The organism is Streptomyces sp. NPDC016309, from assembly GCF_043077235.1.
Classification (GTDB): Bacteria; Actinomycetota; Actinomycetes; order Streptomycetales; family Streptomycetaceae; genus Streptomyces.
In genome coordinates this window covers 127,129-149,874 of sequence record NZ_JBIBSG010000012.1, presented here as the reverse complement: position 1 = coordinate 149,874, position 22,746 = coordinate 127,129, and the positions used below count along the sequence as shown (strand labels likewise).

Annotated in this window: 23 protein-coding genes; 14 read left to right on the top strand and 9 right to left on the bottom strand. The window is 73.5% G+C overall.

Annotated features, from left to right (window positions below; all coding sequences use genetic code 11):
• The first annotated feature begins 80 nt into the window (after positions 1 to 80).
• The 7 genes from ACF068_RS27590 (at position 81) to ACF068_RS27560 (ending at position 5,474) form a co-directional block, all read left to right on the top strand.
• Positions 81 to 920 (top strand): helix-turn-helix domain-containing protein, encoded by an 840-nt coding sequence (locus ACF068_RS27590; RefSeq protein ID WP_392277008.1) that lies wholly within the window; start codon positions 81 to 83, stop codon positions 918 to 920.
• A gap of 189 nt (positions 921 to 1,109) precedes the next feature.
• Positions 1,110 to 2,588 (top strand): 30S ribosomal protein S12 methylthiotransferase RimO, encoded by a 1,479-nt coding sequence (gene rimO / locus ACF068_RS27585; protein WP_392276993.1) that lies wholly within the window; start codon positions 1,110 to 1,112, stop codon positions 2,586 to 2,588.
• Positions 2,585 to 3,271 (top strand): CDP-diacylglycerol--glycerol-3-phosphate 3-phosphatidyltransferase, encoded by a 687-nt coding sequence (pgsA, locus tag ACF068_RS27580; RefSeq protein ID WP_392276992.1) that lies wholly within the window; start codon positions 2,585 to 2,587, stop codon positions 3,269 to 3,271. The genes rimO and pgsA overlap by 4 nt, the downstream gene beginning before the upstream one ends.
• Entirely contained in the window at positions 3,268 to 3,789 is a 522-nt protein-coding gene (locus tag ACF068_RS27575) for a CinA family protein (protein ID WP_392276991.1), read from the top strand. Before pgsA ends, ACF068_RS27575 begins: the two co-directional genes overlap by 4 nt.
• Positions 3,790 to 3,898: 109 nt before the next feature.
• Positions 3,899 to 4,282, top strand: coding sequence for a helix-turn-helix domain-containing protein (locus ACF068_RS27570; protein WP_019889909.1), 384 nt, complete (start codon positions 3,899 to 3,901; stop codon positions 4,280 to 4,282).
• Between the two features lie 260 nt (positions 4,283 to 4,542).
• Positions 4,543 to 5,028, top strand: a complete 486-nt coding sequence (locus tag ACF068_RS27565) for a Dps family protein (protein ID WP_392276990.1) — start codon at positions 4,543 to 4,545, stop codon at positions 5,026 to 5,028.
• A 176-nt stretch (positions 5,029 to 5,204) separates the two neighbouring features.
• On the top strand, positions 5,205 to 5,474 hold the full coding sequence (locus ACF068_RS27560; RefSeq protein WP_392276989.1) for a hypothetical protein: 270 nt from the start codon (positions 5,205 to 5,207) through the stop codon (positions 5,472 to 5,474).
• A gap of 108 nt (positions 5,475 to 5,582) precedes the next feature.
• Here the strand turns inward: ACF068_RS27560 and ACF068_RS27555 are convergent, their stop codons facing one another.
• Both ACF068_RS27555 and ACF068_RS27550 read right to left on the bottom strand, forming a co-directional pair.
• Entirely contained in the window at positions 5,583 to 6,395 is an 813-nt protein-coding gene (locus ACF068_RS27555; protein WP_392276988.1) for an Fpg/Nei family DNA glycosylase, read from the bottom strand.
• A 57-nt stretch (positions 6,396 to 6,452) separates the two neighbouring features.
• Positions 6,453 to 11,072: an ATP-dependent helicase gene (locus ACF068_RS27550; protein ID WP_392276987.1), complete on the bottom strand. Its 4,620-nt coding sequence runs from the start codon at positions 11,070 to 11,072 to the stop codon at positions 6,453 to 6,455.
• A gap of 125 nt (positions 11,073 to 11,197) precedes the next feature.
• Here ACF068_RS27550 and ACF068_RS27545 point away from each other — a divergent pair, with 125 nt between their 5' ends.
• The 3 genes from ACF068_RS27545 to ACF068_RS27535 are packed head-to-tail and all read left to right on the top strand — an operon-like array spanning position 11,198 to position 13,144.
• Positions 11,198 to 12,058, top strand: a complete 861-nt coding sequence (locus ACF068_RS27545; protein WP_392276986.1) for an AraC family ligand binding domain-containing protein — start codon at positions 11,198 to 11,200, stop codon at positions 12,056 to 12,058.
• Between the two features lie 10 nt (positions 12,059 to 12,068).
• Entirely contained in the window at positions 12,069 to 12,839 is a 771-nt protein-coding gene (locus ACF068_RS27540) for an AzlC family ABC transporter permease (protein WP_392276985.1), read from the top strand.
• Positions 12,836 to 13,144: an AzlD domain-containing protein gene (locus ACF068_RS27535; RefSeq protein WP_392276984.1), complete on the top strand. Its 309-nt coding sequence runs from the start codon at positions 12,836 to 12,838 to the stop codon at positions 13,142 to 13,144. The genes ACF068_RS27540 and ACF068_RS27535 overlap by 4 nt, the downstream gene beginning before the upstream one ends.
• A 58-nt stretch (positions 13,145 to 13,202) precedes the next feature.
• On the opposite strand, the gene ACF068_RS27530 is transcribed toward ACF068_RS27535, so the two are convergent.
• Entirely contained in the window at positions 13,203 to 14,111 is a 909-nt protein-coding gene (locus ACF068_RS27530; RefSeq protein WP_392276983.1) for a hypothetical protein, read from the bottom strand.
• A gap of 79 nt (positions 14,112 to 14,190) precedes the next feature.
• Here ACF068_RS27530 and ACF068_RS27525 point away from each other — a divergent pair, with 79 nt between their 5' ends.
• The 4 genes from ACF068_RS27525 (at position 14,191) to recX (ending at position 17,763) form a co-directional block, all read left to right on the top strand.
• On the top strand, positions 14,191 to 14,385 hold the full coding sequence (locus ACF068_RS27525) for a DUF3046 domain-containing protein (RefSeq protein ID WP_392276982.1): 195 nt from the start codon (positions 14,191 to 14,193) through the stop codon (positions 14,383 to 14,385).
• A gap of 195 nt (positions 14,386 to 14,580) precedes the next feature.
• Positions 14,581 to 15,735, top strand: coding sequence for an AI-2E family transporter (locus tag ACF068_RS27520; protein WP_392277007.1), 1,155 nt, complete (start codon positions 14,581 to 14,583; stop codon positions 15,733 to 15,735).
• A 329-nt stretch (positions 15,736 to 16,064) separates the two neighbouring features.
• Positions 16,065 to 17,192, top strand: a complete 1,128-nt coding sequence (gene recA / locus ACF068_RS27515) for a recombinase RecA (RefSeq protein ID WP_392276981.1) — start codon at positions 16,065 to 16,067, stop codon at positions 17,190 to 17,192.
• Between the two features lie 4 nt (positions 17,193 to 17,196).
• On the top strand, positions 17,197 to 17,763 hold the full coding sequence (gene recX / locus ACF068_RS27510; protein WP_392276980.1) for a recombination regulator RecX: 567 nt from the start codon (positions 17,197 to 17,199) through the stop codon (positions 17,761 to 17,763).
• A 223-nt stretch (positions 17,764 to 17,986) separates the two neighbouring features.
• Here recX and ACF068_RS27505 read toward each other — a convergent pair whose 3' ends face one another.
• The 6 genes from ACF068_RS27505 to ACF068_RS27480 form a co-directional block, all read right to left on the bottom strand.
• Positions 17,987 to 18,367: a rhodanese-like domain-containing protein gene (locus ACF068_RS27505; protein ID WP_392276979.1), complete on the bottom strand. Its 381-nt coding sequence runs from the start codon at positions 18,365 to 18,367 to the stop codon at positions 17,987 to 17,989.
• Positions 18,364 to 18,900, bottom strand: coding sequence for a cysteine dioxygenase (locus tag ACF068_RS27500; RefSeq protein WP_392276978.1), 537 nt, complete (start codon positions 18,898 to 18,900; stop codon positions 18,364 to 18,366). Before ACF068_RS27500 ends, ACF068_RS27505 begins: the two co-directional genes overlap by 4 nt.
• Positions 18,901 to 19,031: 131 nt before the next feature.
• Positions 19,032 to 19,118: a putative leader peptide gene (locus tag ACF068_RS27495; protein WP_344429281.1), complete on the bottom strand. Its 87-nt coding sequence runs from the start codon at positions 19,116 to 19,118 to the stop codon at positions 19,032 to 19,034.
• 81 nt (positions 19,119 to 19,199) lie between these two features.
• Positions 19,200 to 20,798, bottom strand: coding sequence for an FAD-dependent monooxygenase (locus tag ACF068_RS27490; RefSeq protein ID WP_392276977.1), 1,599 nt, complete (start codon positions 20,796 to 20,798; stop codon positions 19,200 to 19,202).
• 195 nt (positions 20,799 to 20,993) lie between these two features.
• Positions 20,994 to 21,941, bottom strand: coding sequence for an amino acid ABC transporter permease (locus tag ACF068_RS27485; protein ID WP_392276976.1), 948 nt, complete (start codon positions 21,939 to 21,941; stop codon positions 20,994 to 20,996).
• Positions 21,938 to 22,585, bottom strand: a complete 648-nt coding sequence (locus ACF068_RS27480; protein WP_392276975.1) for an amino acid ABC transporter permease — start codon at positions 22,583 to 22,585, stop codon at positions 21,938 to 21,940. Before ACF068_RS27480 ends, ACF068_RS27485 begins: the two co-directional genes overlap by 4 nt.
• Between the last annotated feature and the right edge of the window lie 161 nt (positions 22,586 to 22,746).

Genomic DNA, 22,746 nt, shown 5'->3' with positions numbered 1-22,746 from the left:
AGGCCCGCGACCAGGGCCCCGGCCAGGGTCCGGATCAAGCCAAGGGCGATGTGCCTGATGCCCCGGACGGCCGGGACGCCGTGGCCGCCTCCGTCACGGCCGCCGGATCCACGGCCGACCCCGCCCCCCTCGCTCCCGAGGACGACCGGCCCTCGATCGGCCGCCTGCTCCAGCAGGCACGCATCGACGCCGCCCTGACCGTCGAGGAGGTCAGCTCCTCCACCCGCGTGCGCATCCCGATCGTGCACGCGATCGAGGAGGACGACTTCTCGCGGTGCGGCGGCGACGTGTACGCACGCGGCCACGTCCGCACGCTCGCGCGTGCCGTCGGCCTCGAGCCGGCGGCCCTCGTCGAGCAGTACGACGCCGAGCACGGCGGCCGCCCGTCGCCCACGCCCGCCGCCCCGCTGTTCGAGGCCGAGCGCATCCGCCCGGAGCGCCGGCGGCCCAACTGGACCGCCGCCATGGTCGCCGCGATCGTCGCGGTGATCGGCTTCGTCGGCTTCACCCTGTTCAACGGGGACGGCGGGGGCTCGCGGACCCACCACGTCGCCGAGGGCCCGGCCCCGGCGCAGAAGGCCACCCCCAAGCCCAAGCCTCCGAAGGCGGTCGCCCCGCCGCCCGCGCCCTCGGAGAGCGCCATCGCGGCCGTCCCCAAGGACAAGGTGACGGTCAAGCTCACCGCGACCGAGGACAAGAGCTGGATCTCGGCCAAGGCGCGCGACGGCAAGCTGCTCTTCGACGGGCTGCTGCTGAAGGGTGACTCCAAGACGTTCCAGGACGACGAGCGCTTGGACCTCATCCTCGGGAACGCCGGCGCGATCGAGCTGTTCGTGAACGGCAAGAAGGTCGAGGACGAGTTCGAGGACGGCCAGGTCGAGCGCCTGACCTACTCGAAGGGCGACCCGCAGGTCGGATGACGGACCGGCCGGGCCCGGAGAAGGGCCCGGCGCGGGTCTCGGCGCGCTGGGGCGGACCACCGGGTCGGGTGGTTTCGCGGCCGGCGAGCCGGGGGGGAGCCCCCGTGGGCACGGCGGGGCCGGCCCGGGCGCTGGGGGCGGGACCCCTGAGCGATGGGGGTGTCGCTGGGACGAAGTAGTCTTGAGTCCATGCCCGAACGCCGTACCGTCGCCCTTGTCACTCTTGGCTGCGCCCGTAACGAGGTGGACTCGGAGGAGCTCGCAGGCCGCTTGGCAGCGGACGGCTGGGAGCTCGTCGAGGAAGCCGCCGACGCGGATGTCGCGGTCGTCAACACCTGCGGCTTCGTCGAGGCCGCCAAGAAGGACTCCGTCGACGCCCTGCTCGAAGCCAATGACCTGAAGGACCACGGCCGCACCCAGGCCGTCGTCGCCGTCGGCTGCATGGCCGAGCGGTACGGCAAGGAGCTCGCCGAGGCGCTGCCCGAGGCCGACGGCGTCCTGGGCTTCGACGACTACGCCGACATCTCCGGCCGCCTCCAGACCATCCTCAGCGGTGGCAGTGTGGAGGCCCACACCCCGCGCGACCGGCGCAAGCTGCTGCCGCTCAGCCCGGTCCAGCGGCAGGACGCGGCCGCCGAGGTCGCCCTGCCCGGCCACTCCCAGGAGCCCGCCCCCGCCCCCGAGGACCTGCCCGAGGGCGTCGCCCCGGCGTCCGGGCCGCGCGCTCCGCTGCGCCGCCGGCTGGACACCAGCCCGGTGGCGTCGGTGAAGCTCGCCTCCGGCTGCGACCGCCGCTGCTCGTTCTGCGCCATCCCGTCCTTCCGCGGATCGTTCGTCTCCCGGCGTCCCAGCGACGTCCTGGGTGAGACGCGCTGGCTGGCCGAGCAGGGCGTGAAGGAGATCATGCTGGTCTCCGAGAACAACACCTCGTACGGCAAGGACCTCGGCGACATCCGCCTGCTGGAGACCCTGCTGCCGGAGCTGGCGGCGGTCGACGGGATCGAGCGCGTCCGCGTCAGCTACCTCCAGCCCGCCGAGATGCGGCCCGGGCTCATCGACGTCCTGACGTCGACCGAGAAGGTCGCCCCGTACTTCGACCTGTCCTTCCAGCACTCGGCCCCCGCGGTGCTGCGCTCGATGCGGCGCTTCGGGGACACCGACCGGTTCCTGGAGCTGCTGGACACCATCCGCGGCAAGGCCCCGCAGGCCGGCGTGCGGTCCAACTTCATCGTCGGCTTCCCCGGCGAGAGCGAGCAGGACTTCGCGGAGCTGGAACGCTTCGTCACGCATGCCCGGCTCGACGCCATCGGCGTGTTCGGGTACTCGGACGAGGACGGCACCGAGGCCGCCACGTACGAGGGCAAGCTCGACCAGGAGATCGTCGACGAGCGGCTCGCCCACCTGTCGCGGCTCGCCGAGGAGCTGACCGCGCAGCGCGCGGAGGAGCGGCTCGGCGAGACCCTGGAGGTGCTGGTCGAGTCCGTGGACGAGACGCCGGACGGGGACGGTGCCGTGGGGCGCGCCGCGCACCAGGCGCCCGAGACCGACGGCCAGGTGGTCTTCACGACCGTCGAGGGTCTGGTGCCCGGCCGCATGGTCACGGCCAAGGTCGTCGGCACGGAGGGCGTCGACCTGGTGGCGGAGTGTCTTGAGGAGGCGGGCAGATGACCGGAGCCCCGGCATCCGCTGCGGGCGGTACGGGTAGGCCGGCGCCCGGCGGCAAGCTGGGCGCTGCGGCCGTCAATCAGGCCAGCCTGTGGAACATCGCCAACATCCTCACCATGGTGCGGCTGGTGCTCGTACCGGCCTTCGTGGTGCTCATGCTCCAGGACGGCGGGTACGACCCGGCCTGGCGTGCCTGGGCCTGGGCGGCCTTCGCCGTCGCCATGATCACGGACATCTTCGACGGACACCTGGCCCGCGCGTACAACCTCGTCACGGACTTCGGGAAGATCGCCGACCCGATCGCGGACAAGGCGATCATGGCGGCCGGACTGATCTGCCTGTCGTCACTGGGGGACCTGCCCTGGTGGGTGACCGGAGTGATCCTCTTCCGCGAGCTGGGCATCACGCTGATGCGCTTCTGGGTGATCCGTCACGGGGTCATTCCGGCCAGCCGCGGCGGCAAGATGAAGACGCTGGCGCAGGGCACGGCGGTCGGGATGTACGTCCTGGCGCTGACCGGTCCACTCGCGACACTGCGCTTCTGGGTGATGGCGGTGGCCGTCGTGCTGACGGTCGTCACCGGGCTCGACTACGTGCGGCAGGCGGTGGTCATGCGACGTCAGGGACTCGCCGCGGAACGCGCGGAAAGGGCGCGGCTGCGTTCGGGGACGGAGTCGGGACGGTGAACGCGGCGGCGCGTGCTCTGGCCCTCCTCGCGGAGAGTGACCAGACGGTCGCTGTGGCGGAGTCCCTCACGGGCGGTCTGGTGGCGGCGGAACTGACCTCCGTGCCCGGGGCCTCCCGGTCCTTCCGGGGGTCCGTCACGGCGTACGCGACCGCCCTGAAGCACGAACTGCTGGGGGTCGACGCGGCGCTGCTGGCGCGGCGCGGAGCCGTCGACCCGGATGTCGCCCTGCAGATGGCGGCGGGTGTGCGGGGCCGGCTGGGAGCCGGATGGGGGATCGCGACGACCGGTGTCGCGGGCCCCGAGCCCCAGGACGGACAGCCCGTGGGCACGGTGTACGTGGCGGTCTGCGGGCCGGCCGACGGGCCCCGCGGCGCGGGGAAAGTCACCGCCCTGCGATTGAACGGCGACCGTGCGGAAATTCGTAGAGAGAGTGTACGGAGCGTGCTGGAACTGCTCGTGGACGAACTCTCGGGAAATGCGCGGGCACAGGATACGGAACAGAACGGGGGGAACTGATGTTTGCAGCCCTGAGTGAACACGTCATCGCTCCCCGCACGGCCGCAGCGCGAGGCGGTACGGTGGGGCGTGAAGGATGCGGCTACACGGTCCGAGGAGGGAGCCACCGATGATTCTGCTCCGTCGCCTGCTGGGTGACGTGCTGCGTCGGCAGCGCCAGCGCCAGGGCCGTACTCTGCGCGAAGTCTCCTCGTCCGCCCGAGTTTCGCTCGGCTATCTCTCCGAGGTGGAGCGGGGGCAGAAGGAGGCTTCCTCCGAGCTGCTCTCCGCGATCTGCGACGCGCTTGACGTACGGATGTCCGAGCTCATGCGAGAGGTGAGCGACGAGCTCTCACTGGCTGAGCTGGCCGAATCGGCAGCGGCGAGTGAGCCGGTGCCCGCCCCAGTACGCCCGATGCTCAATTCTGTGTCCGTGACGTCGGTGGCGGGTGTGCCGACGGAGCGGGTGACCATCAAGGCGCCCGCGGAGGCGGTGGACGTCGTCGCCGCCTAGATATTCCACGCACACCGGAGCGAGGGTCCTTGCGAGGACTCTCGTTCCTGTGTTCCCGCCGCGCGGTGTTCCTGCCGCGTGAGTGGCACGTCGTTCGCGCGCACACACTGGTGAAAGCGCACGTTTGGGGCTGAGCCCCGGTCGGGTACACGAATGGCCGACCGGGGCTTTCGCTTACCCCGAATGCCCGTTTTAGGTCGTATGTGTCATGGTGGTCGGGCGTGTGTTTCCCACCGCACGCCGGGAACGGAGGATTCGGAATGTCTGTCGTGAAGAGCCCCCTGTCCGACGCCGATCTGAAGGTGGTCGGTGAAGCCCTGCAGGGCGCGCTGGTCGACGCGGTCGACCTGTCCCTGGTGGCCAAGCAGGTGCACTGGAACGTGGTCGGGCCGCGCTTCCGCTCGATCCACCTCCAGCTGGACGAGGTCGTGACCACCGCGCGCCAGCACTCCGACATCGTGGCGGAGCGCGCCTCGGCGCTGGGTGTCACCCCGGACGGGCGAGCCACGACCCTCGCGTCCAGCACGGCCATCAAGAACGTGCCGACGGGCTGGATCAAGGACGACGAAGCGGTCCGCATCATGGTCGAGGCCCTGGTCACGGTGGTCGGACGGATGCGGGAGCGGATCGAGGCGACCGACAAGCCCGATCCGGTGACGCAGGACCTGCTGATCGCGCTGACGGCGGACCTCGAAAAGCACGCGTGGATGTTCCAGGCCGAGAGCCGTCAGGCGGACAACCCGTAGTTCCGCGGGTGTCGGGTGCCCGCCCCGGGCCTCGGGCTCGGGCGCCGGGCGCCGGGTGCCGGAACGAACGGGACGGGAGGGTGTATCGAAGCGCCCGGCGTGCGCCGGAGGCGCGCACCGGTACGCCCTCCCGCCATGTGATCGGGCCGGTCTAGCGTCGACCGGAGGAGGCGGCCATGGTTCGGCGACGGGTTCCGCTGCTGGCGCTCGCGCTGGTGCTGGGCGGACTGTGGTGGTGGGCGGTGCTGCGGCTGCTGCTGGCGCCCGGTCAGGCGGGCCTGGTCGAGGGGACCGTGGCCGCGGGCGGCTGGGGTCTGAGCCTGCTTCCCGTGCACGTGGCCTCGGCCCGTGGCACGGTCTCCGTGACCCGTACGCCGTCCCGCGCGCCGGGCCTCACCAGGGCGTGGCTGCACCGCCGTTCGGGCGGACGGACCGGCCCGTGGTGAAGGACCGGTGCCGGATACCGGATGGAGGACCCGCGTGGGCGACGTCCCCCGGTTCACCCACCCGGCCGAGCGGGGACCCGCGCGCGTACGACGCGATCCGACGGGTCGTCAACGGGTGGGGTCGTCGGGGCCCGGGCCCGACTGGCAGCCCGGGCACCAGTAGGACAGGCGCTCCCGGAGCGTCTCCTCCTTGCGGCGGATCCGGGTGCCGCAGCGGTAGCAGGGGTGGTTCCCGCGGCTGTAGACGTACAGCTTCCGGTCGGGGCGGTTCGTGGTGAGGATCGTCCGGCGGTCGAAGCGCTCCTTGTTCGCCTCCAGGAGGCGGTGGGCGGTGGCGACCAGGCGCTCGGGGACGCCGGGCGGGAGGTCGCCGACCGGGAGCCAGGGAGTGACCCGGGCCATGAAGGCGAGCTCGCACTTGTAGACGTTGCCGATGCCCGCCAGATTCCGCTGGTCCAGGAGCGCTTCGCCCAGGGGGCGGGACGGGTCGGCGAGCAGCCTCCGGACGGCCTCCCCGGAGTCCCAGTCAGGGCCCAGCAGGTCGGGGCCCAGGTGGCCCACGACGGACGCCTCGTCGCTGGTGCGGATCAGCTCCAGGACGGGCAGGCGGTAGCCCACGGCGGTGTGGGTGCTGGTCCCGAGGATGGCCCTGATCTGGTGGCCGGGACCGCCGTTCCAGCGCTCCTCGGGCGTGTAGACGCGCCAGGCGCCGTCCATCTGGAGGTGGGAGTGGAGGGTGAGCCCGCCCTCGAACCGGGTCAGGAGGTGCTTGCCGCGCGGGGTGACGTCGAGCAGCGTGCGGCCGGTGAGATCGACGGTGGCCAGGCGGGGGATCCGGAGGTCGGTGCGGGTCACGAGCTTGCCCGCGAGGGCGGAGTGCAGGCGGTGGGCGGTCAGCCAGACGGTGTCTCCTTCGGGCATGGCTCCATGATGCGGGACGCGGTGGGCGGACGGGGCCGATGGCGGCCGGCGGGCGGGTCAGGCGCGGAGGCGGAGGCCTCGGGGGGTCGCGTGGAAGCCGGCCCCCTCCAGGGCGCGGGACAGCGGCGAGGTGAGCGCCGCCCCGCCGTTGATCCGCTCCACGGTGACCGTGCCGAGGGAGCCCGCGCGGGCGGCCGCCGCCAGGGCCTCGGCGGCCGCATGGAGGGCCGGGTCGTCCACTTCGACGGGCCAGGACAGCAGGGTCTTGCCGCCGCGCTCCATGTAGAGGGCGAGCTCCCCGTCGACGAGGACGACGAGGGCACCCGCCTTGCGGCCGGGCTTGTGTCCGGCGCCGGTGGGGGGCTCGGGCCAGGACAGGGCGGCACCGTACGCGTTGGCGGGGTCGGCGGCGGCGAGGACGACGGCGCGCGGGGCGGCCGAGGTGTCGGCGCGGTCCCGGGCGCCGGCCGCCGCGCGGAGGCGGTCGACGGCGCCGTCCATGGCGAACTGGGCGGCTCCCAGGCCCTCGACGACGTAACCGCGGCGGGCCTGGCCGCTGTCCTCGAAGGCCGACAGCACCCGGTACGTCGCGGAGAAGCCGCCCTCGACCCCCTCGGCCGCCACCGCGCCGCGCGTGACCACGCCGTGCCGGTCCAGCAGGGTGCGGGCCAGGGCGTGGGCCCGGTGGGTCGGCTCCGGCTCCGGCGGAGGAAGAAGGGACCACCGCCCGCTGACGGTCGGCGGACCGGTGCGCGAGGCCGTGCGGGCGGCCGCCGTCAGCGTGCCGTACCGGCCGCGGGGGACCGTGCGCCTGGCCCGGTGGGCGGTGGAGCCGGCCGTGCGGCCGGAGCCGAGCAGGGAGCGGAGGGGCGCCAGGGTGTCGTTGGTGAGCCGGCCGGACCAGGCCAGGTCCCACAGGGCGTCGGCGAGCTGGGGGTCGGTCGCCTCGGGATGGGTGGTGGCGCGGATGTGGTCGGCGATCTGGCGGAAGAACAGGCCGTAGCCGCCGGAGAGGGTGGTCAGGACGGCTTCGTGGAGCGCGGTGAGCTCCAGTGGGTGCGGCTGCGGGAGCAGCAGGGGCGCGGCGTCGGCGAGGTAGAGCGAGACCCAGCCGTCCTTGCCCGGCAGGGCGCCCGCTCCGGCCCAGAGGACCTCGCCGGTGGTGGTCAGCTCGTCGAGCATGGCGGGGCTGTAGCCGGCGACGCGGGAAGGCAGGACCAGCTTCTCCAGCGCGGACGCGGGGACGGGCGCGCCCTGGAGCTGTTCGACGGCGCGGGCCAGTCCGTCGATGCCGCGCAGGCTGTTGCCGCCGAGGTGCTGCCACTGGGGCAGGAAGGTGGCGAGCGCCGTCGGCGGGACCGGCTCCAGCTCGTGGCGCAGGGCGGCGAGCGAGCGGCGGCGCAGCCGGCGCAGTACCGCCGCGTCGCACCACTCCTGTCCGACGCCCGACGGGTGGAACTCGCCCTGGACGACGCGCCCGGCGGCGGCCAGACGGTGCAGGGCGCCGTCGGTCACGGCGGTGCCGAGACCGAACCGGGCGGCGGCCTGGGCGGACGTGAAGGGGCCGTGGGTGCGCGCGTACCGCGCGAGGAGGTCACCGAGGGGGTCCTTGACCGGCTCGGTGAACGCCTCGGGAACACCGACCGGAAGGGCGGTGCCCAGGGCGTCGCGCAGCCGCCCCGCGTCCTCGACGGCCGCCCAGTGGTCGGCGCCCGCCACGCGCACCTGGATGGCCCGCCGGGTCCTGCCCAGGTGCCGGGGCCACTCCGGATCGGCGCCGCGCTCCACCAGCTCGGCGTCGGTGAGGGGCCCCAGGACCCGCAGCACGTCGGCGACCCCCTCCACGTCCTTGACCCGGCGGTCCTCGGTGCGCCACTGGAGCTCGCCCTCCAGCTCGGTCAGGACGTCCGCGTCGAGCAGCTCGCGCAGCTCCGCCTGGCCCAGCAGCTCCGACAGCAGCCGGGAGTCCAGGGACAGGGCGGCGGCCCGCCGCTCGGCGAGCGGTGAGTCGCCCTCGTACAGGAACTGGGCCACGTACCCGAAGAGGAGCGAACGGGCGAAGGGGGACGGCTCGGGGGTGGTGACCTCGACCAGCCGGACGCGGCGGGACTCGATGTCGCCCATCAGCTCCTTGAGGCCCGGCACGTCGAACACGTCCTGGAGGCACTCGCGGACGGCCTCCAGGACGATGGGGAACGAACCGAACTCACTGGCCACCTGGAGCAGCTGGGCGGCGCGCTGGCGCTGCTGCCACAGCGGTGTGCGCTTGCCCGGGTTGCGGCGCGGCAGCAGCAGGGCGCGCGCCGCGCACTCGCGGAACCGGGACGCGAACAGCGCCGAGCCGCCGACCTGGTCCGTGACGATCTGGTCGACCTCGCCCTTGTCGAACAGGACGTCGGCGGCGCCCACCGGCGCCTGGTCGCCGTCGTACTCGAGGCCGGGGGCGGACGGGGCCTGGTCCAGCAGGTCCAGCCCCATCAGGTCCGCGTCGGGCAGCCGCAGCACGATGCCGTCGTCGGCGTGCATCACCTGGGCGTCCATGCCGTACCGCTCGGTGAGCCGGGCGCCCAGGGCCAGCGCCCACGGGGCGTGCACCTGCGCGCCGAACGGCGAGTGCACCACCACCCGCCAGTCGCCCAGCTCGTCGCGGAACCGCTCCACCAGGATGGTCCGGTCGTCCGGCACATGACCGCAGGACCGGCGCTGCTCGTCCAGGTACGACAGGACGTTCTCCGCGGCCCAGGCGTCCAGGCCCGCCGCGAGCATCCGCAGCCGCGCGTCGTCCGCCGTCAGGGACCCCACCTCGCGAAGGAAGGCGCCCACCGCCCGGCCCAGCTCCAGCGGACGGCCGAGCTGGTCGCCCTTCCAGAACGGCAGTCGGCCCGGCACCCCCGGCGCGGGCGAGACCAGCACCCGGTCGCGGGTGATGTCCTCGATGCGCCACGAGGAGGTGCCGAGGGTGAACACGTCGCCGACCCGCGACTCGTACACCATCTCCTCGTCCAGCTCACCGACCCGGCCGCCGCCCTTCTTGGGGTCGGAGCCCGCCAGGAACACCCCGAACAGGCCCCGGTCGGGGATCGTGCCGCCGGACGTGACGGCGAGCCGCTGCGCCCCCGGGCGGCCTGTCACCGCACCCGTGACGCGGTCCCACACCACGCGCGGGCGCAACTCGGCGAACGCGTCCGACGGGTACCGGCCGGCCAGCATGTCCAGGACGGCGGTGAACGCCGACTCGGGCAGCGAGGCGAACGGGGCGGCCCGCCGGACCACCGCGAGCAGGTCGTCGAACTGCCAGGTGTCCAGCGCCACCATGGCGACCACCTGCTGGGCCAGGACGTCCAGCGGATTGGACGGGATCCGCATCGACTCGATGGACCCGGAGCGCATCCGCTCGGTGACCACGGCGGCCTGCACGAGGTCACCCCGGTACTTGGGGAACACCACACCCGTCGACACCGCGCCCACCTGGTGCCCGGCGCGGCCGACCCGCTGGAGGCCGGAGGCCACCGAGGGCGGCGACTCGACCTGGACCACCAGGTCCACCGCGCCCATGTCGATGCCCAGCTCCAGGCTGGAGGTGGCGACCACGGCGGGCAGCCGGCCCGCCTTCAGGTCCTCCTCGACCAGGGCCCGCTGCTCCTTGGAGACCGACCCGTGGTGCGCCCTGGCGAGCAGCGGCGGGGCGCCCTGGGCGGCACCGGACTGCGCCATCAGCTCGGCGGGGGACCCGTCCTCGGGGAGGGGCTCCCCGGTGGCCCGCTCGTACGCGATCTCATTGAGCCGGTTGCACAGGCGCTCGGCCAGCCGCCGCGAGTTGGCGAACACGATCGTCGAGCGGTGCGCCTGGACCAGGTCGGCGATCCGCTCCTCGACATGCGGCCAGATCGACGGCCGCTCCGCCTGGTCCGTGTCCGTCGCGGGCGACCCCCCGAGCTCCCCGAGGTCCTCGACCGGGACGACCACCGACAGGTCGAACTCCTTGCCGGAAACGGGCTGGACGATCTCCACCTTCCGCTGCGGGGACAGGTAGCGCGCGACCTCGTCCACCGGGCGGACCGTCGCCGACAGGCCGATCCGGCGGGCCGGGCGCGGCAGCAGCTCGTCCAGCCGCTCCAGGGACAGCGCGAGGTGGGCGCCCCGCTTCGTACCGGCGACCGCGTGGACCTCGTCCAGGATCACCGTCTCGATCCCCGACAGCGCGTCCCGGGTGGCGGAGGTGAGCATCAGGAACAGCGACTCGGGCGTGGTGATCAGGATGTCCGGCGGCCTGGTGGCGAGCGAGCGCCGCTCGGCGGCCGGGGTGTCGCCCGAGCGGATGCCGACCCGCACCTCCGGCTCGGGCAGGCCCAGGCGGACCGACTCCTGCCGGATGCCGGTCAGCGGGCTGCGCAGGTTGCGCTCCACGTCCACGGCGAGCGCCTTGAGCGGGGACACGTACAGCACACGGCAGCGCTTCTTCGCGTCCGCGGGCGGCGGGGTGGACGCCAGCCGGTCCAGCGAGGCCAGGAACGCGGCCAGGGTCTTGCCGGACCCGGTCGGGGCGACCACCAGGACGTCCGAACCCTCGGCGATCGCCCGCCAGGCGCCCTCCTGGGCCGCGGTGGGCGCGTGGAAGGCCCCCGTGAACCAGCCGCGGGTCGCGGGGGAGAACGAGTCGAGCGCGGTGCCGGTCATGCCCCCCATCGTGCACCCCGCCTCTGACAATCCGTCGCGACGGCGCAGCGCGCACCCCCCGGCCTCGACCGTCCGCGACGTGGACCCGCAGGTCAGCGGTGCACGGGCGGACGCAGAATGGAGGAATGGCGAACGAACGGGAAGGCGAATGGGCCAGGCACTGGCAGTACCCGGGCGTGCCCGGTCTCGACCTGCTCCGCGCCCGGTACGTGCGCCACTCCTTCGCCCGGCACAGCCACGAGGGCTTCGTCCTCGGCGCGGTACGGCGCGGCGTCGAGGACGTGGTCATGCCCGAGGGAACCATCCGCGCCCGCCCCGGCACCGTCGTCATGATCAATCCGGAGGTGCCGCACTCGGCGCACGCCGGGGTTCCCGAAGGCTGGTCCTACGCGACCCTCTACCCCTCGTCGGCACTCGTCGCCTCGATAGCGGAGGAGGAGACGACGCTGCGGGGCACCGCCGCCTTCGCCGAGACCATCGTCGAGGACGAGGACACCGCCCGGCTCATCCGCGCCGTGCACCGGGCGGCGGAGGAGGGCAACGCGCTGGCCGCCGACAGCGTCCTGCGGATCGCCGTCGCCCGGCTGCTGCGCCGCCACGGCCGGGCGCTGCCCCGGCGGGCACCGCTGGCCACCGGCGCCCGCGCGGCCGTCGCCGCCAGGGACCTCCTCCAGCAGCGCATGGCCGAGCCGCCCTCACTGGAGGAGCTGGCACGCGAGCTGGGCACCAGCCCCTTCGCGCTGCTGCGCGCGTTCAAGGCCGCCCACGGGATGCCCCCGCACACCTGGCTGACCAACGCGCGCGTGCGTACCGCCCGCCGCCTGCTGGAGGCCGGCACCCCACCGGCGGCCGTCGCGGTCGCGGTCGGCTTCACCGACCAGCCCCACCTGAACCGGCACTTCACCCGGATCGTCGGCGTGCCCCCGGGCGCCTACCAGCGCGAGCGCGCAAGAACGTACAAGACCGGCGAGCCGCCCGGTCCGTAACGTCGCCGGCGTGGCAGACCAGACAGCACCCGCACCCGCACCCGCATCCGCACCGCCCGCTCCGCCCACCGGCCCGGGGGCCGCCGCCCGGCCCGACCGCGCGGTCGTCCGCGACGCCCTGGGCGTCGGGGTGGCCGTCGGGCTCTCCGGCTTCGCCTTCGGCGTCACCTCGGCCGGGGCGGGACTCGGCCTGCTCCAGACCTGCGCGCTCAGCCTGCTGGTCTTCACCGGCGCCTCCCAGTTCGCCCTCGTCGGCGCGCTCGCGGCGGGCGGCAACCCGTTCACCGCGGCGGCGGGCGCCTTCTTCCTCGGCACCCGCAACGCCTTCTACGGGCTGCGGCTGTCGCAGCTTCTCGCCCTGCCCCGCCCCGTACGGCCGCTGGCGGCCCACTGGGTCATCGACGAGACGGCCGCCGTGTCGCTCGCCCAGCCGGACCGCAGGGCCGCCCGGATCGGCTTCACCGTCACCGGGCTCACCCTGTACGTGCTGTGGAACCTGACCACGCTCCTGGGGGCGCTGGGCGCCGAGGCCATCGGCGACACCGACGCCTGGGGACTGGACGCCGCCGGGCCGGCCGTCTTCCTCGCCCTCCTGGCACCGATGCTGCGGACGACCACCGAACGTGCGGTCGCCGGCCTCGCCGTCGTCCTCGGGCTCGGCTTCCTGCCGGTACTGCCCGCCGGGGTGCCGGTACTGATCGCCGCGCTCGCCGCGCCCGCCGTGCTGTGGCTCCAGGGACGCCGGACCGCCGGCGCGCACGAGAAGGAGACGGACCGTTGACCATCTGGATCGCCATCGGCCTGACCGCCGCCGGCTGCTACCTCGTCAAGCTCATCGGCCTCCTGGTGCCCGCCGGGGCACTGGAGCGGCCGCTCGTCCAGCGGCTGTCGGCGCTGCTGCCCGTCGCCCTGCTCGCGGCGCTGACCGCGCAGCAGACGTTCAGCTCCGGCAGCGCCCTCGTCCTGGACGCCCGGGGCGCCGGTCTCGCCGCGGCGGCGGTCGCGCTGGTGCTGCGCGCCCCGTTCCTGGTCGTGGTCGCCGCGGCCGTCGTCGTGACGGCGGGCGTCCGGGCCATCGGCGGCTGAGCGCGGACGCCCGGCGCGGGAAGCGGGGCCGCCGCCCCGGGACGCGGGCGGGCGGGGCTCAGCCGCCGATCGGGCGGCCGTGCGCCCGCAGGGTGCGCAGCGCCTCGATCGTCACGATCGGACGCCACTCCAGGGCCGTGCCCGGCGCCCACAGGCGCCACCCGATGGGCCAGCCCCCGTCGTCCTCCTGGCAGGCCGCCAAGTGGTCCAGGGAACGGGCCAGCTCCTCGTCGGTGAACCAGCCCCGGGCGAGGGAATCGGGCACGCGCGCGTAGTCGTGCGGGAAGTGGTGCTCGCCCGGGGCGTACCCGGGCGCCACCGGGTACGCGTCGATCCGCTCCGGGTCCAGGACCGCGAGGCCCTGGTCCCGCACCAGGCGGCCGAGCCGGTCGGCGGCGGCCTTGGCCCGGGTGCGGTCCGGAACGCCGTCCAGGAACGCGACGGCGGCCTGGATCTCGTACGGGTGCGACTTCTCCAGCGCGTCGACGGCGGCCCAGCAGAAGTCCGTGGCGCGGAACAGCCACGCGTGCCACACCTGATTGCGGTGCAGCAGCCCGACCACGGGGCCGGTGGCGAGCAGGTCGCTGGGGGGATCGTCCACGACCGGGAGGAACGGGGCCACCGGGTAGCCCCGGACGGAGGGGTGCAGGGCCGGCAGGGCCCCGTCATGGGTGGACACCCCGGTCAGGTAGCGGCAGACGCGCTCCACCCGCAGCCCTCCGCAGCGGCCGATGGAGTCCAGCACCCGCAGCGCGTGCGCGGTGTGCAACGGCTGGCTGACGGGGCCGCGCAGGTCCGGCTCCAGTGCGTGCCCGTACCCCCCGTCCTCATTGAGGTGGGCGTTGAGGGCGGTCTCCACGGGGTCGGCGGCACCGCCCAGGAAGTGGTAAGCGAACCGCCGCTGTTCGAGCACACGGGCCGTCAGCCAGATGAAGTGCCCGGCACGGGAGAGGGGAGTTCCAGCCATGTTCCGACCGTAGGGCGGAAAGGGCTTTCGGCAAGGGGCGCGGGCCGGGCTGCACTCTCAGGAGCTGGATACTCGAGGCATGCGGTTGACGATTTTCTGGGAGCGGATGGCGGACCACTTCGGTGAGGGGTACGCCGAGTCCTTCGCGCGGGACCATGTCATGTCCGAGCTGGGCGGGCGGACGGTGTACCAGGCGCTGGAGGCGGGCTGGGAGGCGAAGGACGTCTGGCGCGCGGTCTGCGCCGCCGTGGACGTCCCGCCGGACAAGCGGTGACGCCGGGCTGGTAGGCCGGTCGCCGTGGCGGTGCGCGAGACTTGCCCCGTGGCCCCGACTGACGAGAACGAGACGACGACCACCGAGCCGGTGACGCGAGGACCCGCGTCACCGGCCACGAACGCGGCCGCCGTGCCGCCCAGCAGGACCGCGGAGCCCGGGGCGGCCCCCACCGGAGGGACGCCCCCCGCGCGCATGCCCCGGTGGCTGCCCAGGGCCATGGTCCTGGCCCTCGCCCTGTACGCCTGCTTCCAGCTGGGCAGCTGGGCGTTCCACCAGCTCATCGGCCTGCTCGTCAACATCCTGATCGCGTTCTTCCTGGCCCTGGCCATGGAGCCGGCCGTGGGCCGGATGGCCGCCCGGGGGATGCGGCGGGGCCTCGCCACCTTCCTGGTCTTCTTCGCCGTGCTGGCGGCGGGCATCGGGTTCGTCGTGCTGCTCGGCTCCATGCTCGCCGGACAGATCATCGAGATGGTCGAGGACTTCCCCCGGTACCTCGACTCGCTCATCAACTGGAGCAACCACACCTTCCATACCGAGCTGTCCAGGGTCGAGGTCCAGGACAGCCTGCTGCGCTCCGACTGGCTGCGCAAGTACGTGCAGAACAGCGCGAGCGGAGTCCTGGACATCTCCGCGACCGTGCTCGGCGGGCTGTTCAGACTGCTGACGATCTTCCTGTTCTCCTTCTACTTCGCGGCCGACGGCCCGCGGCTGCGCCGCGCCCTGTGCTCGGTCCTGCCGCCCGCCAAGCAGGCCGAGGTGCTGCGCGCCTGGGAGATCGCGGTCGACAAGACCGGCGGCTACCTGTACTCGCGCGGGCTCATGGCGCTGGTCTCCGGCGTCGCCCACTACGTCCTGCTGGAGTTCCTGGCGGTGCCGTACGCGCCCGCGCTCGCCGTGTGGGTGGGGCTGGTCTCCCAGTTCCTCCCCACCATCGGCACCTACCTGGCCGGTGCGCTGCCGATGCTGATCGCCTTCACCGAGAACCCCTGGTACGCCCTGTGGGTGCTGGCCTTCGTCGTGGTGTACCAGCAGTTCGAGAACTATGTGCTCCAGCCCAAGCTGACCGCCAGGACCGTCGACATCCACCCGGCGGTCGCCTTCGGCTCGGTCATCGCGGGCACCGCGCTGCTCGGCGCGGTCGGCGCGCTCATCGCCATCCCGGCGGTCGCCACCCTCCAGGCGTTCCTCGGCGCGTACGTGAAGCGGTACGACGTGACCGAGGACCCGCGGATGCACGGCCACCGGCGGCAGGGCGAGGCCGTCCTCGCCCGGGTGCAGCGGGCGCTGCGCGCCAAGCGGGAGAAGGAGCAGGCCGCCTCCCCGGCCACGCCCGCCGACGGCTCCTGAGGCGCGCCGGGCCCGCGTACGAACGGGCCGCCGACCGGCAGCCGGCCCGGCGAACCCGGGCCGCCGGGCCCGCGTGGAACCGGCCCGGCGGGGTACCGGACGGGCGCCGCACGGCGGCGCCGGAACACGAGCCGCGGACCGGTGTGGCTCGCTTGACAGCAAAATCGAACATCCATTCTTATGGGGGTTCCGGCCCGCGGCGACGGGGGCGGCGAGGCGGTGGCCGCCGAGTTATCCACAGGTCGGAGGGACGTCGGGGCCCATTGTCAGTGGCAGGGGTTAGCGTCTTTGACGTGAAGCGATCGACTCAAGCAAATCGGGTGGAACCCATGGCAGGAACCGACCGCGAGAAGGCGCTCGACGCCGCGCTCGCACAGATTGAACGGCAATTCGGCAAGGGCGCAGTGATGCGCATGGGCGAGCGGTCCAGGGAGCCCATCGAGGTCATCCCGACCGGCTCGACCGCGCTCGACGTCGCGCTCGGCGTCGGTGGCCTGCCGCGTGGTCGTGTGGTGGAGATCTACGGGCCGGAGTCCTCCGGCAAGACGACCCTGACCCTGCACGCCGTGGCCAACGCGCAGAAGGCCGGCGGCCAGGTCGCGTTCATCGACGCGGAGCACGCCCTCGACCCGGAGTACGCGCAGAAGCTCGGCGTCGACATCGACAACCTGATCCTGTCCCAGCCCGACAACGGCGAGCAGGCCCTGGAGATCGTGGACATGCTGGTCCGCTCCGGCGCGCTCGACCTGATCGTCATCGACTCCGTGGCCGCGCTCGTCCCGCGTGCGGAGATCGAGGGCGAGATGGGCGACTCCCACGTGGGTCTCCAGGCGCGTCTGATGAGCCAGGCCCTCCGGAAGATCACCAGCGCGCTCAACCAGTCCAAGACCACCGCGATCTTCATCAACCAGCTCCGCGAGAAGATCGGCGTGATGTTCGGCTCCCCCGAGACCACGACCGGTGGCCGGGCGCTGAAGTTCTACGCCTCGGTGCGCATCGACATCCGCCGTATCGAGACGCTCAAGGACGGTACGGACGCGGTCGGCAACCGCACCCGCTGCAAGGTCGTCAAGAACAAGGTCGCGCCGCCGTTCAAGCAGGCCGAGTTCGACATCCTCTACGGCCAGGGCATCAGCCGCGAGGGCGGTCTGATCGACATGGGCGTCGAGCACGGCTTCGTGCGCAAGGCGGGCGCCTGGTACACGTACGAGGGCGACCAGCTGGGCCAGGGCAAGGAGAACGCCCGCAACTTCCTCAAGGACAACCCGGATCTCGCCAACGAGATCGAGAGGAAGATCAAGGAGAAGCTGGGCGTGGGCGTCCGGCCCGAGGCCCCGGCGGCCGAGCCCGCTGCGGACGCGGCGGCCACCCCGGCCGGTGACGAACCGGCCAAGTCGGTCCCGGCTCCGGCGGCCAAGGCCACCAAGGCGACCAAGACCGCGGCCGCCAAGGCCTGACCCCGTGGTCAGGCGCACCGAATGGCCGGGCGACAGCGCCGACTCGTCGAGGGCCGAGAAGGAGCTGTCGCCCCAGGATCCGGCTGAGCGGGCGCGGGCGATCTGCCTGCGCCTGCTCACCGGGACCCCACGCACCCGCAAGCAGCTGGCGGACGCGTTGCGCAAGCGTGAGGTCCCGGACGAGGTGGCCGACGAGGTCCTGTCCCGCTTCGAGGACGTCGGCCTGATCGACGACGCGGCCTTCGCGGGCGCGTGGGTGGAGTCCCGGCACCATGGCCGGGGCCTGGCCCGCCGCGCCCTCGCGAGGGAGCTGCGCACCAAGGGGGTGGACGCCGAGCTGATCGACGAAGCGGTGGGGCGGCTGGACTCCGAACAGGAGGAGGAGACGGCCCGCGAGCTGGTGGCGCGCAAGCTCCGGTCGACGCGCGGCCTCGACCGCGACCGCCGCCTCCGGCGCCTCGCGGGCATGCTCGCCCGCAAGGGCTATCCGGAAGGCATGGCCTTGCGGGTCGTACGGCAGGCGCTGGAGGACGAGGGGGAGGACACCGACGACCTGCACGAAGGCTTCTGAGGCTTCGGAGGCGCGGCGGGCCGCCGGAAGCCGCCCCCGCACCGGCACGGAGGGGTCCGGCGTACGGCCCCCCCCGGGGGCGGGCCGGGGCCGGCCCCACCCGCGAGCCCCCGGAGCCCGCGCCCGCCGTCCCGAACGGGACGACAGGCGCGACACGGCCGGCGCGGCACCGTACGACGGCCCGGGGCGGCGTTCCGCTCCCGGCGGGGGAGACAGGCCCGGATCAGACGGTGGTGACCGGCAGTCCCTCGGCCTTCCAGGCCTGGAAGCCCCCGACCAGGTCGGTCGCCCGGTGCAGCCCGAGCTGGTGCAGGGACGCGGCCGCGAGCGAGGACGCGTACCCCTCGTCGCACACCACCACGACCCGCAGCTCATGGCTCACCGCCTCCGGGGCGCGGTGGCTGCCCAGCGGGTCGAGGCGCCACTCCAGTTCGTTCCGCTCGACGACCAGCGCCCCCGGGATCAGCCCGTCCCGCTCGCGCAGCGCCGCGTACCGGATGTCCACCAGCAGCGCGTCCCCCGACTCGGCCGCCGCGAACGCCTCCCGGGCGGTCACCCGGTCGAGACCCGCCCGGACCCGCTCCAGCAATTCGTCGATGGTCACTGCCAGTCCTCCGGACGCTCGACCTGCTCCAGCCGCAACACCGGGCCGGTCCGGCTGAAGCGCCGGATCAGCGGCAGCGGCGGATAGTACGCGTGCACCGACACGGCGTGCTCGACCGCCGAGCCGTTCAGCACCTCGTGCACATGGTGCCGTCCGAACGCCCGCCCCTCGCCCGCGGCCAGCAGACGCTCGCGGTCGACGTCCTCGTGCAGTTCGAGCGACCGCCAGCCGCCCGACGGGAGCCGCACGGCGAGGGAGTTCTCCCTGAGCGTGCCGCGCGCGGTGGCGAAGGCGCCGAGCGACTCGGCGTGGTCGTGCCAGCCGGTGCCGGTACCGGGCGGCCAGCCGATGAGCCAGGCCTCACTGCCGCCCGGGCCGTCCAGCCGCACCCAGGTGCGGCCCTCCGGGTCGAGCGGAAGGGAGGCGATCAGTTCGGTGTCGGCCGCAGTGCGGCGGACGAAGGCGAGGAGCTGGGCAGCGGTCGGGGCCGCCGCCCCGGCCTCGGGTACGGAGGCGGAGACAGACTGGGACATGGGGAGAACCGTCCTGGGGTCCTGGACTCGACGTCGCGAAGGAGGCGCGCGCGGCACGGGCGCGGGGCCCGGACACCGATCCCGGACACCGGGAACGACGCCGGCGCGCGCCGGGGAAAGGGGGCGAGAGCTCAGCAGGACGGACGACACACGCAGCCCGCGTAGCGGACCAGGTCCATATGGACCCTCCGCCACAGGCGCACATCGGTGCCGTTCATGATCGGGAGTACAGCACGGACCCGCGCCCGCGTCAATCGCCTCGGGCCGGGCCCGCTCGGGGCCCGCCTCGGGCGGGCGGGTCAGATGACGTCGGCGGTCCGGTCGCTGTGCTCGTGCGACGGGGCACCGCCCCGAACGGCGTCGGCCGCCGCGAGCAGGTCCTCCGGTCGCACCCCGTTGAAGGCCGCGGCCAGATGCCCGTCGGGCCGCACCAGCAGGACGGTGTGCGCGGCCGCTCCCGGGTACGCCTCGGTGACCAGCACCTCGCCGTCGACCGGCAGCGCGGTCACCGCCTCCACCAGCCGGGGCATCACGCCCGCGGACATCCAGTGCCGCCGGTCCCACACCCCCGTACCCGGCGCGACCAGCACCGCCAGGAGCCTGCCCCGGTCCAGCCGGTCCCGCAGCCGCACCGTCGTGCCGTCCTCCGGCGCCGTGACCCGCACGTCCTCCACCGGCGCGCCCAGCGGCGTACCGACGCTCGTGTGCGCCTCGGCGTGCGGAGGTGCGAGGGGGGAGTGCGGGTACGCGGGCGGCGCGCCCAGCGGGCCGCGCCCCACGTGCCCGTCCATCAGCAGCGCGTCGTGCCCGCCGCCCCGTAGGTAGGTCCGCAGCCCACCCGCGCCGCGCAGCACCGGCAGCGACTGGTCGGCCGCGCGCAGCCGGGCCGCGACCGCCGTGCGCCGCTCGGCCTGGTAGCTGTCCAGCAGCACCTCCGAGGCGCCGTGGTGCCAGGCCAGCGCGAGCTTCCACGCCAGGTTCTCGACGTCCCGCAGTCCCTCGTCCAGCCCCTGCGTCCCGAGCGCGCCCAGCAGGTGGGCCGCGTCCCCGGCGAGGAAGGCCCGCTCCACGCGCCACCGCTTGGCGAGCCGGTGGTGCAGCGTGTAGACGCCCGTGTCGACCAGGTCGTACGCCGGGGTCGCCTCGCACCAGCCGGCCAGCGTCTCCCGGATCCGCGCCACCAGTGCGTCCGGCGTCACCAGGTCGCCGCGCGGCGGCAACAGCCAGTCCAGCCGCCAGCCCCCGTCCGGCAGCGGCCGGGCCGTGATCTCCTCGCCCACGCCGCGCCACGGCGGCTGACGGTGCAGCAGGGCCTCGTCGGGCCAGGGAAGTTCGACGTGCAGGGTGGCGACGGCGTGCCGTTCGACGGCCGTACGCCCGGGGAAGCGGACGCCCAGGAGCTTGCGCACCGTCGAGCGGGCCCCGTCGCAGCCGACCAGGTGGCTGCCGCGCCAGGAGCGCGCCCCGGGCCCGCGGGTGTGCGCGGTGACTCCGTGTGCGTCCTGCTCGATGCCGTCCACCCGGCTGTGCGTGACCACCCGCACCAGTTCGGGGTCCGGGAGCGCGGCGATGGCCTCCCGCAGCCCGCGCGACAGGGCGTGCTGCGGGATGTGCAGCGGGGACGGGGCCTGGAGCCCGAACGTGAAGTGCCGCATCTGCTGCCGGCGGCGCATCGACCGCCAGCCGGTCCAGCGCGCCCCCTCGTCCCGTACGGTGGCGCAGCCGATGCGCTCGACGAACGCCGCGGTGTCCGGGCGCAGTACGGCGGTGCGCGCGGCGCGCGGCTCGTCCTTCCCGGCGCCCTCGTCCAGGACGACGGAGGGCACGCCCTGCGCGGCGAGGGCGAGGGAGAGCGCCAGCCCGACCGGGCCGGCGCCGACCACGATCACCGGGTCCACGGCGTGACTCCAGGGACCCGCGCGGTCATGCGGTGAGCAGGGGAAACACGGGGAAGTGCGGCTGGAGTCCGACGCGACGCGATCACAGAACGTATGCAACCTACTGCGGGTGCTTGCGTCAAGTGACGGGGGCAGCGGCGCGACCGCCACTGCCCCCGTACAACCCGTAAGACACCCGGATGATGTCACATACCGTCAGTTACCGGCGCCGCCGTCGCCACCACCGGCTCCGCCCGCGGTGCCGTCGGTGCCGCCGAGCAGGATCGCGGTGGCGGCGGCGTTGCCGGCGTCGCCGCCGAGGACGGCCGTGCCGCCGGCGCCCGCCGCCGGGCCGATGCCGGTCTTGGCGCGCCGGCCGCGCTTCTCGATCCAGGTGGCGAGGCCGGACAGCGCCAGGCACATCGCGACGTAGATGGCGCCGACCACCACGATCGTCGACACGTACGGGTACATGCCGTTGACCTGCGTGTTGGAGGCGATCAGCCGGGCGGTCTGGAGCAGCTCGGGGTACAGGATGATGAAGCCGAGCGAGGTGTCCTTGAGGGTCACCACGAGCTGGCTGATGATCGTCGGCAGCATCGCCCGCACGGCCTGCGGGATCAGCACCGACGTCATGACCTGCGTCTTGCTCATGCCGAGCGCGTACGCGGCCTCCCGCTGGCCCTTCGGCACGGAGTTCACGCCCGCGCGCAGCACCTCGGCCTGGACGCAGCCGTTGTAGATCGACAGGCCGACCGCCAGCGCCCACATCGAGTAGTCGGTCAGGAAGCCGACCCACACGGCGTAGATGGTGATGAGCAGCGGGATGGAGCGGAACAGCTCGATGAATCCCGTCGCCAGCCACCGGACCGGCTTGTGGTCGGAGAGCCGGGCGACGGCCAGGAGCACACCGAGCACCAGGGAGCCGACGGCCGCGATCCCGAACGCCTTGAGGGTGGCGAGGACGGCGTCGGCGATGTTCTGCCGGATGCCCGCGTAGTTGAAGATGTCCCACATCTCGGGGGCGAGGTGCCCCTTGTCGCTCAGCCGGACGATCGTGACGGCGAGCAGCCCCAGGATGGCGAGCGTGCCGACGACGGCGTAGATGCGGTTGCGGACGACGGCCTTGGGGCCGGGGGCGTCGAAGAGAACGCTGGCGCTCATCGGGCGACCTCCAGGCGGCGCTCAAGGATGCGGAAGACGCCGCTGATGGAGAACGTGACCACCAGGTAGGCGAGGGACACCCAGACGAAGATCGGGATGATGTCGTAGCCCTCCTCGCTCATCAGCTTCTGCCAGCCGAAGAGTTCGGTGACGCTGAAGGCGCCCGCGATGGCCGAGTTCTTGGTGAGCGCGATGAGGATCGAGCTCAGCGGCGGCAGCACCGTACGGGTGGCCTGCGGCAGCACGATCAGCCGCAGCGTCTGCGAGAAGGTCATGCCGAGGGAGCGGGCGGCCTCGGCCTGGCCCAGCGGCACCGTGTTGATGCCGGAGCGGACCGCCTCGCAGATGAAGGAGGAGGTGTAGAAGCCGAGGGCGATCGAGCCGAGCACGAAGGCGCTCATGCCCGGGAAGAGGATCTCCGGCACCACGAACGTCGTCACCAGGAACAGCAGCGTCAGCGGCGTGTTGCGCAGCAGGGTGACCCACGCGGTGCCGAACCAGCGCAGCGGCGGCACGGGTGACACCCGGAAGCCGGCGATGGCGACGCCGAGGACCAGCGCGATGGCGGTGCTGACGGCGGTGATCGACACGGTTCCTATGAAGCCGTCGCGGAACTCTGAGAAGTGGTCGAGCAGTACGTTCATGGGGTCTCCGCGTCGGCGGTCAGCGGCTGGCGGTCGAAGTGCGTGCGGTCGGGATGCGGGTGGTCGAGGTGCGTGCGGCCGGGGTGCGGGGCGTTCGGGGCGCACTGCGGTCGGGTACGGGCGGGGCGAGCCACCCGGACCGGCCCGCGGCCCCGGCGCCG